The sequence below is a fragment of the Streptomyces sp. NPDC002888 genome, assembly GCF_042888465.1.
GTDB lineage: Bacteria > Actinomycetota > Actinomycetes > Streptomycetales > Streptomycetaceae > Streptomyces.
The window spans coordinates 101661-113600 of the sequence record NZ_JBIAPU010000011.1 but is presented as its reverse complement, the minus strand read 5'-3'; the positions used below and the strand labels follow the sequence as shown (position 1 = coordinate 113600).

Genomic DNA, 11940 nt, shown 5'->3' with positions numbered 1-11940 from the left:
CCGGTGCCTGTGGAGCGGCCCTCGGCGGCCTCCCGGGCGTGGTCGGCGCCGGGGTCAGTCACCGAGTCGGGCGAACCCGTCCCGCACGTTGTCGAAGACGGGCCGGTACGTGTTCCACTCGGCCTCGGGCGCCGACAGGTAGATGTCGTACTCCCGGCCGCCCTCCCGGCCGAAGCCGAGGTCGATGGCGCGAAACACTCGGGCCCGCCCATGGAAGGTGAACTCCCACACCGCGGCCGGCTGCCCCTGGAACCGCGTCTCCTGCATGCGCAGCCGCCGGTACGTCGGGTAGTTGACCTTCGTGTTCGTCTCGATGTCCGTGAAGTGGTCCTTGGGGTTCGAACCCGCGGGGTCGACCATCCCGATGGTGATCCCGGCCTTCCGGGACGGGTCGGAGTAGACGACCTCGTCGTCGCTCCGCCTGGTCGCCTTCCACCCCTCGGGCACGGGGAAGGAGATGTCGAACCGCTCCTCCCTGACCGAACGGTAGCCCTCCGGCAGCGGTGAGGGGGTGGGGGAGGACGACGCCGTGGCGCGGCCGGGCGAGTGGGTGTCGGCACCGGGCGTGTGCGCGCCGGAGGGCGACATGGTGTGGATCACGCCGACGGTCACGGCCGTGGCGGCCGCCACGGCGGCGACGACCAGGACGAGCCCGCGGCCCCGACGACGGCCTCGGCGCCCTTCCCGGCCACTGTCCGCGACGGAGTGTTCGGACGGCACGGGCTCCCCGCCGGAGGCCCGCCCCGGCGCATGGCCGGCCGGCCGCACCCGGGCCTCGTCGGCCCACCCTCCCGCAGCCCGACCGGAGGACCACCCCTGGGGCTCCTCGGCCGACCGCCCCACCGCCGTGGCCGTCGTAAACGGGTCCGGCGCCAGTACTGCCGTCTGCGCGGAGGACCGCGCGGCCTTCAGCGCCCGCTCGGTCTGCTCCGCAGAGGGACGCTCCTCGGGCTCCTTGAACAGCAGCGCCTCGATGAGCGGTTCCAGCGGCCCGGCCCGCTTCATCGGCTCCATCGGGTCGACGACGATGGCGTACGCCGTCTCCACGGCGGTGTCCCGGCGGAACGGCGGCCGCCCCTCGACCGCCTGGTAGAGCGTCGCGCCCAGCGCCCACAGGTCCGAGGCGGGCCCCGGGCGCTGTCCGCGGATGCGTTCGGGTGCCATGAAGTCGATGGACCCGACCATCTCGCCGGTCCGGGTCAGCGTCGACGACCCCGCGGTCACGGCGATGCCGAAGTCGGTGAGCACCACCCGGTCCCCGGCGCCGAGCATGACGTTGCCGGGCTTGATGTCGCGGTGCAGCACTCCGGCGGTGTGCGCGGCCCGCAGGGCGGCGACCATCCCGAGGCCGATACGGGCCGCCTCCTCGGGCGGCACGGTCCGGCCGTGTTCGAGGAGCTCGCCGAGTGTGACGGCCGGCAGGTACTCCATGACGATGCAGGGCCGCCCGTCGTCGTCCACGACGTCGTGGACGACGACCACGTTCGGATGCACGACGCGGGCGGCCGCCCGTGCCTCACGGCGCGTGCGTTCGTACAGCGTGGCGAGCTCGGCGTCGGCGAGATGCGGCTGTACGTGCAGCTGCTTCAGCGCGACCCGGCGGTCGAGCACCTCGTCGTCGGCGCGCCACACCGTGCCCATGCCGCCACGGCCGATCAGCTCCACGAGCCGGTAGCGCCCGGCGACGAGCCGCCCCTCGTCCGACACCGCCTGTCCTCCGACGACTCTGCCCCGTTCGATTTCGTTCCGCCACCATATGCCGCCCCCGGGCAACGATCAGGTGATGACGATCACGCGGCGCCGACCGGGGCGGGTCATGAGTCCGGTGTGGTCAGCCCTCGACCCAGCCGTGCCCCCTGCCGAACTTCGCCAGCGCGCCGCGGACCTGGAGGATCTGCTCACCGGTGAGCGAGGGCGCCGCCGCCAGCAGGAGCTCGGTGACCTCCGCGGTGAACTCCTGCGTGTTCAGTACGTCGCACAGGGAGTCGTCGTCCGGAGCCAGCGGCTTGCCGTCCTCACCCCGCGCGAGCCGCACGGCGGACGCCTTCGGCCCGCGCTCACCCTCCTCGATCTCGAACTCCACCACCACACCGCGGTGCACCGACGACTCGGGCATCAGCATGTCGTTCACATGCAGGAACACGTCCTCGCCACCGTCGTCGGGCGCGATGAACCCGTATCCCCGCTGACTGTCGAAACGCACCACACGACCAGCAACCATGACAACCCCCAACAGACCGGGCCCTTTGCCCGGGGAACCATGGCCTGATCGTAGTGGTCGCCGGGGGCGGCACTTTTCCGCGGGGTGCGGCGTTCAGTGGTCGGGAGGCTGAGATGACACGAGAAGAGACGACGCCCACCGACGCGGCCGAGGCCCTGCGTCACGCGCGGTTCGGCGCGCTGCCGGAGCGGATCCGCCCGGAGGACACGGTCGAGGAGAAGCCGGCCACGCTGCCCGATCCCGCGAATGACGCCTACAACCCCGACGAGTGGCTCATCCGGTACTGCCTGTGAGACGGGCCCGCGGCACGGCGGGCGTCAGGTGCTGTACAGCTCCGTGAGCAGTTCCCGCACGGCCTGGGTGGCGGGGTGGGGATCGTCCCGCCACCAGGCGAGGCACACGGGGATCGGCTCGGCGTCACGCACCGGCCGGTAGACGACGCCGGGCCGCCGGTACTGGTTGGCTGTCGACTCGGCGGTCACGCCGATGGACCGGCCGGTGGAGATCACGGCGAGCCAGTCGTCGACGTCGTGGGTCTCCTCGACGGCCGGACGGGTCTCGGGCGGCCACAGCTCGGGGGTCGTGGTGCCGGTACGGCGGTCGACGAGGAGCGTGCGAGCGCTCAGGTCGGCGAGCCGGACGGAGCGGCGCCGGGCCAGCGGATCGTCGGCGGCCAGGGCGCACAGGCGTCGCTCCAGGCCCACGATGGCGGAGTCGAACCGCCGGTCGTCGTGCAGCGGCCTGCGCACCACCGCGATGTCGCAGACGCCCTCCGCCAGCCCCGCGGTGGCGGAGTTGACCCGCACCAACTGGACGTCCGTTGCCGGGTTCCGCTCGGCCCACCGGCGCTGGAAGGACAGGGTGTGGCGGCCCAGCGCCGACCAGGCGTAGCCGACCCGCAGCCGGGTGAGCCCCGAGGTCACCTCCTGGACCAGCGTGTCCACCTCGCCGAGCACCCGCCGGGCGTGCGCCGCCACCCGCAGCCCGGTCGCCGTCGGGGTCACCTCGCGGGAGGTGCGCCGCAGCAGCCGTACGCCGAGGGCGCGTTCGAGGGATGCCAGGGTGCGGGAGACCGCGGCCTGGGAGACGTCGAGGGCGATGGCCGCGTCGGTGAAGGTGCCCTCGTCGAGGATCGCGACGAGACAGCGCAGCTGCCGCAGTTCCACACCCATGGCTTCATCCATGACCTCAGCGTATAGATCCCCTGGCAGATGCATTTTGTGCAAGTGCTTCCCGGGTGCACGATCCCCCCATGTGTGCAGCGCCCAGCCCCGCAGAGGCGTCCCTCGAACCCGCTCTTCCGGCGTTTCCGGCACCGTCCGCCCCCGAGTCCGGTGCGCTGCGCCCCTCCGGTGTCGCCACCATGGTCGGCAGCGGTCTGGCCAACCAGACCGGGGCCGCGATCGGTTCCCTCGCCTTCCCCGTCCTCGGCCCCGCCGGTGTCGTCGCGGTGCGCCAGTACGTCGCCGCGCTCGTCCTGCTCGCCGTCGACCGCCCCCGGCTGCGGTCGTTCACCCGGCGGCAGTGGGTGCCCGTCCTGCTGCTGGCGCTGGTCTTCGGGACGATGAACCTCTCCCTGTACAGCGCCATCGACCGCATCGGCCTCGGTCTCGCGGTGACCCTGGAGTTCCTGGGCCCGCTGAGCATCGCCCTGGCCGCCGCGCGCCGCAGCGTCGACGCGGTGTGCGCGGTGATCGCCGCGGCGGGCGCCGTCACGCTGATGCGCCCGCAGCCCTCCACCGACTACGTGGGGATGGGCCTCGGCCTCCTGGCCGCCGCCTGCTGGGCGTCGTACATCCTGCTCAACCGCACTGTGGGCCGCCGCGTCCCCGGCGCGCAGGGCTCGGCGGCGGCCGCCGCGATCTCCGCGCTGCTGTTCCTGCCGGTCGGGGTCGTCCTCGCACTGCGCCATCCGCCCACCGCGCAGGCCCTGGGCTACGCCGTGGCGGCCGGTGTCCTGTCCTCCGCCGTGCCGTACCTGGCGGATCTGTTCACGCTGCGCCGCGTGCCGGCCGCGGCCTTCGGGCTGTTCATGAGCGTCAACCCCGTCCTCGCCGCGGTGGTCGGGTGGGTCGTGCTGGGGCAGAACCTGGGCCTCGTCGAGTGGGCCGCCGTCGCCGCGGTCGTGTCGGCCAACGCGCTGTGCATCCTGGCGCCGCGCAGGTAGCCGCGCCGAGCGTCACGGCTCCGCGCGGGTGGCTGAGCCGGGCGTCTCAGGAATCCTGCTGGGCGCGCTCGGCGTCCCGCTGCTTGAGGCGGGCCGTCTCCTTGCGGACGTCGGCCTGGGTGGCGCGCTCCTTCTCCAGCCACTCGGGCTTCTCGTCCTTGAGCGCGTCGATCTGCTCGGTGGTGAGCGCCTCGGTGACCCCGCCCCGGGCGAGGCCGGCGATGGAGACGCCCAGCTTCGCGGCGACCACCGGGCGAGGGTGCGGGCCGGTGCGTCGCAGCTCCTGCAGCCACTCGGGCGGGGTGGCCTGGAGCTCGTTCAGCTCGGCGCGCGAGACGACACCCTCCTGGAACTCGGTGGGGGTGGCGGGGAGGTACACACCCAGCTTCTTCGCCGCGGTCGCGGGCTTCATGGTCTGGGCGGTCTGGTGCGACTTCATGCTGTCCAGACTATCGGCCGCGAACGAGACCCCCGACCACAGCCGGTAACCTGGCGGGGTGACCGGCTCGCCAGACTCCCCCTCCTTCCGGCTCGCTTACGTCCCCGGAGTGACGCCCGCCAAGTGGGCGCGGACCTGGAACGAGCGCCTGCCCGACGTCCCCCTGACCCTCCTCCAGGTGACGGCCGCCGAGGCATTCGAGGTGTTGCGCGACGGCACCGCCGACGCGGGCTTCGTACGGCTCCCCGTCGACCGTACGGTGTTCAGCGCGATCCCCCTCTACACCGAGACGACGGTGGTCGTGGTGCCGAAGGACCACGTCGTGACCGCGGCGGAGGAGGTGTCCCTCGACGATCTCGCCGACGACATCGTCCTCCACCCCCTCGACGACGTCCTCGGCTGGGAACAACCGCCCGGACAGCCCGCCTTCGAACGCCCCGCCACCACCGCGGACGCCGTCGAACTCGTGGCGGCCGGCGTGGGCGTCCTGATCGTCCCCCAGTCGCTGGCCCGCCTCCACCACCGCAGGGATCTCACCTACCGGCCGGTCGTGGACGCCCCTGAGTCGAGCGTCGCCCTGTCCTGGCCCGAGGATGCGACCACCGACCTCGTCGAGGACTTCATCGGCATCGTCCGCGGCCGCACGGTCAACAGCACGCGCGGCCGCACGCAGCCGCAGACGGAGCAGAAGCGAGAAGGCCGCAAGCCCGCGTCAGGCAAGTCGACGGGCGGCGGCGCTCAACCGAAGGCGAAGTCGGCCGGCGGCACCGCGCGGAGCCGCTCCGCCGCCCCGAAGGGCGGCGGACGGCGCGGCACCGGAAAGCCGCGCCGCCGGTCGTAGCCCGAACCACTCGCACCCGGCCGACGTCAGCGCACGTACGTCGCGCTCCGCGCCGTGCCCACCACCTTCTCCCCGTCGGCCTGCCCCAGCAGCCCCACGGACACCCACGCGTCCACCGTCGCCCGCACCCGTGCCACCAGCGCACCCTTGCCGCTGAACGGCGCCCCGGCCCACACCTCGTCGAGCAGGGTCGTGCCGTCGGCCTTCGCCGGGTTGGCGACACCGGAGTCGGTGTTCCCGAAGACCACGCGGGGCTCGGCCCGCCGCACGTAGGCGTGGGTGGGGTCTTCCGTCCCCTCGAAGAAGGGGGCGAACTCGGTGCCGTCGAGCGTGTAGTGCAGGGGCTTTCCGGTGACGGGGGTGAGGGAGGGCAGCAGGTCGCCGGAGAGCGCCGCGTTGCGGTACAGGCCGAACGGCAGGTGGTCCGTCGCGGCGTTGCGGCCGACGAGGTTGACCGGACCGTAGAACAGGGTCTGCAGTGACGGGTCGTCGAGGGCCTTCTCGACGCGCAGCCGGAACGGCACGGCGACGCGGACGGTGTCGCCGTGACGCCAGGTCCGGGACACGGTGAAGTAGCTGCCGGGCTTCGGAGTACCGCCGACCGCGCGCCCATTGACGGTCACCCGGAACCCGGCGGTCGCCCAGGACGGCACCCGCAGCCGCAGCGCGAAGGCGCCGGTGCGACCGCGCACGGTGAGCTTCGTGCCCTGCTCGCGCGGATAGTCGGTGGTCTGGGTGACGGTGACGCCCTTCTCGGCCCAGGTCAGTGTGGACGGGCTGTACAGGTTGACGTAGAGGGCGCTGCCGTCGGCGGCCTTGAAGTACACCGAGTCCTGGTACTTGGTGGCGCTCTCCATGCCGGTGCCCTCGCCACAGGTGGTGCCCCGCTTGGGCGTGTAGTCGCGCACATGGCCGGGGGTGAGGCCGATGAAGTACGTGACGAGCGGCTTCTCCGCGTCCGCCTTGTCCTGCTGGGAGCCGAGCACCTGGTTGTACAGGGCCCGCTCGTAGTAGTCCATGTACGTCGGGTTCTGATCGTGGAAGAACAGCATCCGGCTCAGCTTCAGCAGGTTGTACGCGCAGCACGTCTCGGCCGTGGTCGTGCTGATCGCCCCCGCGATGACGTCCCGCGCCTTCCAGAACTCCGCGGTGCTGGTGCCGCCGATGCCGTACATGCGGTGCGGTACGACCATGCCCCAGAAGTTCTTCGCGGCGGTCAGGTAGCGCTCCTGACCCGTCGCGTCGTACAGCCGCACGAGCCCGGTGAAGATCGGGATGTGCTGGTTGGCGTGCAGCCCGTCGAGCTTCTGGAGAGGGGCGGGGCCATGTTGCTCCTCCACGGTCCACGTCGCTGGAATTGTTCGAAATAACGGACGGTGTGCGGTTGATCGACCAGACGCTATGCGTGAGGTGAGGGAGCGTCAACGGTGCGGGCGAGATCAGTCGCGGCGGGGCACGCGGACCGCGCACGGCCCGGATGCCGCTTCACCCGATCGGTGTCCGCCTCGACCGCGCGAGCCACTCATACGCCGCCCGCGCCGTGAACTCCCCCTGCCCACCCCGCACCAGCAGACCCGCAGAGCCGAACTCCGGCGCGTCCGCCTGCGATGCGACATAGGGCACCGCGATGCACCGCATCCCCGCCGCCCGAGCCGCGGCCGCTCCCGGAGCCGCGTCCTCGACGACCACGCAGTCGGCCGGGGACGCGCCGAGACGGCGTGCCGCCTCCAGGAAGACGTCGGGGGCGGGCTTGCCGCGGGGGACCTCTTCGGCCGAGACGGTGGTCCGCAGGTGGGCGTCGAGGCCTGTGCCGGCCAGGACCGCTTCGATGGCCTCCGGTGCCGAGCCCGAGGCCACGGCCATGGAGACGCCCTCGCCCGCCAGCAGTTCCACGAATGTGCGCATCTGGGGGTAGGCGGGGGTGGAGGCGCGGGCGAGTTCGAGGTAGCGGCGGTTGGTGTCGGCGAGCAGTTCGTCCGCGGGCGCCTGGATCCCGTACCGCTCCTTCCAGATGTCGACCGACTCCTGTGTGCTGATGCCGACGTAGCCCTCGTGGTCCGCCCAGGTGAACTCCGGAACGCCGTGCTCGGCCAGAGTGTGGCGACTCGCCTCGTAGTAGTTCGGCTCGCTGTCCACGAGCGTTCCGTCGAGATCGAATATGACCGAAGTGCTGCCGAAGTTGCTCATGTGATCCAGCATGCCAAGCGTCACCGGGCGGCTGTGCGGCCGATCGACTCCACCAGCGGCAGCAGCCGGTACGGGACGCGTTCGCGCAGGGCGACCTCGGTCCGTGTGCGCACGACGCCAGGCAGGCTGATGAGCTTCTGGATGACGTCTTCGAGGTGGAGGTTGTCGCGCGCCACGACCCGGGTGAGCAGATCCCCGCCGCCCGTGATCGAGAAGGCCTCGACGATCTCCGGTACGGCGGCCAGCGCGTCACCCACGTCGTCGAGGTGGCCCTGGGTGACCTCGATGTGCACGAACGCGAGCACCGGGTGGTCCAGCGCGGCGGGGGAGAGCGTCGGGCCCGTGCCGGTGATCACGCCGTCGCGCTCCAGGCGGTCGAGGCGGGCCTGGAGGGTGCCCCGGGCGACGCCGAGGATGCGGGCGTACTCGCGCACACTCGTGCGCGATTGTTCGAGCAGTAGTCGCAGGATGCGCGTGTCGAGCTCGTCCACGGCCATGGTGCCCGGTCTCCTTGTCCGTCCTTGATCGGCGTCGACTGTACCAATGGCCCGGCTGCAAGAGGCGAGGGTGGACCACCTCTCATGGTCCGTTGGCCCTGAGTGGCCTGACCTCACCCCTCTATCGGTGAGCCAATGGCACAGTCATCAAGCCGACACTTGAGCCAGTGGTGGTACAGGTGCTCTCATGGGTGTGTCGATGGCGCTGCGGATCTCCGCGGCGCCTTTTTCGTGCCGGTGAACCAGCCGGTGAACCAAGGGCGGGAAGCAGTGCTGAAGAGGGTGTTCATGGCTCCGGACCCGGGGCGGACGCGACTGCGTTTCGCCGCGCGGGCCGTCCTCGGCATCGGGGCGGCGGTCGTCGTCTGCGGTCTCGCCGGACACTCCCTCGCCGGTGCCGTCACCGGCGGGCTCGCCGCGCTCCTCGCCCTGTTCACCGTCACCGACGCCACGGTCTGCGGCCAGGCCGTCACCACCGCCCTGCTGCCCGCCGTCGGCCTGCCCGTGCTTGTCGCCGCGGCGGAGCTGCACGACCACCCCGTGGCACGTGACCTCGCCTTCCTGGCCGTCATCGGCGCGGGCGTGTACGCGCGTCGCTGGGGACCGCGCGGGCACAGCCTCGGCGTGTTCGCGTTCATGACCTTCTTCGTGGCCCAGTTCCTCCACGCCACCACGGACCAGCTGCCCGAGCTGTACGCCGCCGTCCTGCTGTCGGTCCTGACGGCGTCGGCAGTCCGCTTCGGGCTGTGGTGCTACGAGCGGCGCCTGCCCCCGGCCGCCGTACCCGCCCCGCCGGGCGGCACGGGGTTGGCCCGCGTGACCACGCGCCAGGCGATCCAGGCGACCGCCGGTGCGGGCTTCGCGCTCGTCGTGGGCCAGTTGGTGTCAGGGCAGCGCTGGTACTGGGCCGTCGGCGCCACCTGGTGGATCTTCGTGAACACCACCTCGCGGGGCGAGACCCTGGTCCGCGGCTTCCGCCGGGTCCTCGGCACCGTGATCGGCATCGGCCTCGGCCTGCTCGTCGCCGTCCCGGTGAACGGAGCCGCCGCCCCCACGGCTGTGCTCGTCGCCGTGTGCGTCTTCGGCATCTTCTACACGGCCGCCGTCTCCTACACCTGGATGATGCTCTGCGTGACCCTGCTCGCCGAGCTCCTGTACGGACTCCTCGGTGTCCTCGACCCGGGTCTGCTCGCCCTGCGTCTGGCGGAGACCGGCGTCGGCGCGATCGGCGCGGTCCTGGCCGTCCTCTTCGTCCTGCCCGTCACCACCCACGCCATCACCGACGCCTGGATCCGGCGCGCCCTGCGCCGCGTCCACGCCTGCACCGCCGAGGCCGCGGCCCGGCTAGCGGGCGACCCCGGCGCCGATCCGGCCCGCCGCGTGGCCGAGCTGGAGCAGCTGCTCGGCCGGGTACGGCTCTCCGTCGCCCCGCTCGTGCACCCGCTCAACCCGATGCTCGGGCGCAAGCGCCGTGCCCGCCAGGTCCTCGCCCTGCTCGACGACTGCGCCTGGGAGATCCGAGGCCTCGTCGCCGTCGCCGCCGACCCCGAGGCATCCCACGACGCCCGCCTCGCCGCCGCCTGCTGGCGCGTACAGGCCACGGTCGAGGCACTCACGGAGGGCGGCCCCGAACAGACCCCCGCAGCCGCGGCGCCGCCCGCCGAGGGCACCGCCCTGGCCCACCTGCACGGCCTGGAGCGCGCCCTGACCGAACTGGCCCACCCGCTGCGCACACCCTCCGGCTCGCCGTCGGTGGGCGCCTGAGCCCCGGCTCCGGGCCTGCTCGGCGGGGCACCTGACCGCGGTTCCGCACGACACCTGCGAACCTCTTGCGGCCACGCGGGCCGCGGGCCCCGGTGACCGCGTCAGCTGCGGGCCTTGCGCCCCCGACCGCCGCGCCGGCCGCGTCGGCTGCGGGCCGTCCCCCTCGACCGCCGCTTCGGCCGTGTCCGCCCAACCGCCCCAGCCGCAGACTGCGTACGCCGGGCAATGGCTCCAGCCGCGGGTTGCGTGCCCCCGAGCGCCGCCTCGGCCGTGCCCGCCGGGCGGGGTCAGCCTGCCCGCTTCGCCGCACCTGCCGGAGGCCGTGTGCGCCGGGTGGTCGCGCAGCTGGGGGTGGTGTGGTTTGGGTGGCCGCGCCAGGTCGCGGGCCGCGTGCCCCCTGGCCGCGGGCACGGCCGTGCCCGTCCAGCTGGACCAGCCCGCCTCGCCCTACCACCGCAGGTCGCGGGACGTGGGCAGTCGCGCAGCTGGGGCCCGCGTGCCTCGGGCCGCCGCGCCAGGCCTCGGGCCGCGGGCCCCGGGCCGCTCCCGCCCAGCCGCGCCCTTCGGCCCACCCGCGCAGCCGCGCCAGCCCGTCACGCCGAAGCTCACCCCGCGGCGCACCCCTCCCCGCGGCGCACCCCTCGCCGGGCCCCGTGCTCGGCACGCCATCGTCGAATCTTGGTCTAGACCTTGCGTGATCTCCTGCTACCGTCCCCCTGAACAGCACCCAACGAGAGGGGACCGCGGTGACAAGCGAGGGCACGCGGCTACGGCGGGCGTTCATCGGGTCGTTCACGGCGGCCGGCGGTCCCGGTCTCGTCACGGCCGCCGTGGATCCGGACAGCGGCACGCTGAGCGTCCTGAGCAGCGTGGACGGCGTGCCGGACCCCTCGTATCTGACCCTGGCGCCGGGCGGGGACATGCTCTACGCGGTCAGCGAGACGGCCGAGGGTGCCGTGGCCGCGTACCGGCTGGCGGGCGACACGCCGGAGCTCGCAGGGCCGCCCGTCGCGGTCGGCGGCAACGGGCCCACGCACCTCGGCCTGTACGACGGGCACGTCCTGACCGCCAACTACGGCTCCGGCAGCGTCACCGCCGTCCCGGTCCGCGCCGACGGCACCCTCGCCCCCGCCGCGTCCGGCGTGCTCCCGCATGCCGGCGGCGGACCGCACACGCTGCGCCAGCAAGGACCGCACGCCCACCAGGTGCTGAGCGACCCCAGCGGCCGGTGGGCCGTCAGCGTCGACCTCGGCACCGACTCGGTGCGGGTGTGCACGCTGGCCGACGGCAACCCCGTCCTGCACCGGGAGACCGCCCTACGGCCCGGCTCAGGACCGCGCCACCTGGCGTTCCACCCGGACGGCGAGCGCGTGTACGTCGTCAACGAACTCACCCCGAGCGTCACCGTCTGCCGCTGGGAGCCCGCAGACGGCCTGCTGAAGCCGCTGGACGAGACGCCGGTGCTGCCCGGCGCCCCGGCCGGTGACGCCTACCCGTCGGGCATCGTCGTGTCCCCGGACGGCCGCTTCGTGTGGACCGCGACCCGGGGCGAGGACGTGCTGTCCGTGTTCGTCGTCGAGGGGGAGGGGCTGCGCCTGGTCGGCACGGTGCCCTGCGGGGGTCACTGGCCACGCGCCCTCGCCGAGTCGAACGGCTTTCTGTACTCCGCCAACGAACGTTCCGGAGACGTGACCTGGTTCCGCCTCGACCCGGCCACGGGCCTGCCGCGCCGCGCCGGCGCGATCGAGGTCCAGGCCGCGTCCTGCGTGGTCTTCGACTGACCACTGGCGGCGAAGGGCCCGCTCCTCGTCGAGGAGCGGGCCC

General features: G+C 73.0%; 11 protein-coding genes and 1 pseudogene. 5 read left to right on the top strand and 7 right to left on the bottom strand.

Annotation, left to right across the window (positions count from 1 at the left end; all coding sequences use genetic code 11):
- Nucleotides 1-54 precede the first annotated feature (54 nt).
- The gene (locus ACFYWX_RS19600) at nt 55-1707 is read right to left on the bottom strand and encodes a protein kinase (protein ID WP_389425301.1); all 1653 of its coding nucleotides are present in this window, start codon (nt 1705-1707) and stop codon (nt 55-57) included.
- A gap of 124 nt (nt 1708-1831) precedes the next feature.
- Entirely contained in the window at nt 1832-2221 is a 390-nt protein-coding gene (locus tag ACFYWX_RS19595) for a cold-shock protein (protein ID WP_389425300.1), read from the bottom strand.
- Between the two features lie 113 nt (nt 2222-2334).
- On the opposite strand from ACFYWX_RS19595, the gene ACFYWX_RS19590 reads away from it, so the two are divergent.
- Nucleotides 2335-2514 (top strand): hypothetical protein, encoded by a 180-nt coding sequence (locus ACFYWX_RS19590; protein ID WP_389425299.1) that lies wholly within the window; start codon nt 2335-2337, stop codon nt 2512-2514.
- A 24-nt stretch (nt 2515-2538) separates the two neighbouring features.
- On the opposite strand, the gene ACFYWX_RS19585 is transcribed toward ACFYWX_RS19590, so the two are convergent.
- Nucleotides 2539-3393, bottom strand: coding sequence for a LysR family transcriptional regulator (locus ACFYWX_RS19585; RefSeq protein ID WP_389425440.1), 855 nt, complete (start codon nt 3391-3393; stop codon nt 2539-2541).
- 80 nt (nt 3394-3473) lie between these two features.
- On the opposite strand from ACFYWX_RS19585, the gene ACFYWX_RS19580 reads away from it, so the two are divergent.
- Nucleotides 3474-4388, top strand: a complete 915-nt coding sequence (locus tag ACFYWX_RS19580) for a DMT family transporter (protein ID WP_389425298.1) — start codon at nt 3474-3476, stop codon at nt 4386-4388.
- Nucleotides 4389-4434: 46 nt separating this feature from the next.
- Here ACFYWX_RS19580 and ACFYWX_RS19575 read toward each other — a convergent pair whose 3' ends face one another.
- The gene (locus ACFYWX_RS19575) at nt 4435-4827 is read right to left on the bottom strand and encodes a DUF5997 family protein (RefSeq protein WP_389425297.1); all 393 of its coding nucleotides are present in this window, start codon (nt 4825-4827) and stop codon (nt 4435-4437) included.
- A gap of 58 nt (nt 4828-4885) precedes the next feature.
- Here ACFYWX_RS19575 and ACFYWX_RS19570 point away from each other — a divergent pair, with 58 nt between their 5' ends.
- Complete coding sequence (locus ACFYWX_RS19570; RefSeq protein ID WP_389425296.1) at nt 4886-5668, top strand: LysR substrate-binding domain-containing protein; 783 nt, start codon at nt 4886-4888, stop codon at nt 5666-5668.
- A 26-nt stretch (nt 5669-5694) separates the two neighbouring features.
- Here ACFYWX_RS19570 and ACFYWX_RS19565 read toward each other — a convergent pair.
- The 3 genes and pseudogenes from ACFYWX_RS19565 to ACFYWX_RS19555 form a co-directional block, all read right to left on the bottom strand.
- Nucleotides 5695-6972, bottom strand: a pseudogene (locus tag ACFYWX_RS19565) (beta-L-arabinofuranosidase domain-containing protein); the annotation flags it as partial.
- 181 nt (nt 6973-7153) lie between these two features.
- Nucleotides 7154-7855 carry an HAD family hydrolase gene (locus ACFYWX_RS19560; protein WP_389425295.1) on the bottom strand — a complete coding sequence of 234 codons (702 nt, stop codon included), beginning with the start codon at nt 7853-7855 and terminating at the stop codon, nt 7154-7156.
- 20 nt (nt 7856-7875) lie between these two features.
- Complete coding sequence (locus tag ACFYWX_RS19555; RefSeq protein ID WP_389425294.1) at nt 7876-8352, bottom strand: Lrp/AsnC family transcriptional regulator; 477 nt, start codon at nt 8350-8352, stop codon at nt 7876-7878.
- Between the two features lie 270 nt (nt 8353-8622).
- On the opposite strand from ACFYWX_RS19555, the gene ACFYWX_RS19550 reads away from it, so the two are divergent.
- Together ACFYWX_RS19550 and ACFYWX_RS19545 are read left to right on the top strand one after the other, a co-directional pair.
- Nucleotides 8623-10116: an FUSC family protein gene (locus tag ACFYWX_RS19550; protein WP_389425293.1), complete on the top strand. Its 1494-nt coding sequence runs from the start codon at nt 8623-8625 to the stop codon at nt 10114-10116.
- Nucleotides 10117-10862: 746 nt separating this feature from the next.
- Nucleotides 10863-11897 (top strand): lactonase family protein, encoded by a 1035-nt coding sequence (locus ACFYWX_RS19545; protein WP_389425292.1) that lies wholly within the window; start codon nt 10863-10865, stop codon nt 11895-11897.
- Nucleotides 11898-11940 lie beyond the last annotated feature (43 nt).

Excerpts from the sequence above, each read along its gene's own strand:
- ACFYWX_RS19560 (WP_389425295.1), bottom strand. The coding sequence starts at position 7,855 with ATGAGCAACTTCGGCAGCACTTCGGTCATATTCGATCTCGACGGAACG.
- ACFYWX_RS19580 (WP_389425298.1), top strand. The coding sequence starts at position 3,474 with ATGTGTGCAGCGCCCAGCCCCGCAGAGGCGTCCCTCGAACCCGCTCTT.
- ACFYWX_RS19575 (WP_389425297.1), bottom strand. The coding sequence starts at position 4,827 with ATGAAGTCGCACCAGACCGCCCAGACCATGAAGCCCGCGACCGCGGCG.
- ACFYWX_RS19590 (WP_389425299.1), top strand. The coding sequence starts at position 2,335 with ATGACACGAGAAGAGACGACGCCCACCGACGCGGCCGAGGCCCTGCGT.
- ACFYWX_RS19595 (WP_389425300.1), bottom strand. The coding sequence starts at position 2,221 with ATGGTTGCTGGTCGTGTGGTGCGTTTCGACAGTCAGCGGGGATACGGG.
- ACFYWX_RS19585 (WP_389425440.1), bottom strand. The coding sequence starts at position 3,393 with ATGGGTGTGGAACTGCGGCAGCTGCGCTGTCTCGTCGCGATCCTCGAC.
- ACFYWX_RS19555 (WP_389425294.1), bottom strand. The coding sequence starts at position 8,352 with ATGGCCGTGGACGAGCTCGACACGCGCATCCTGCGACTACTGCTCGAA.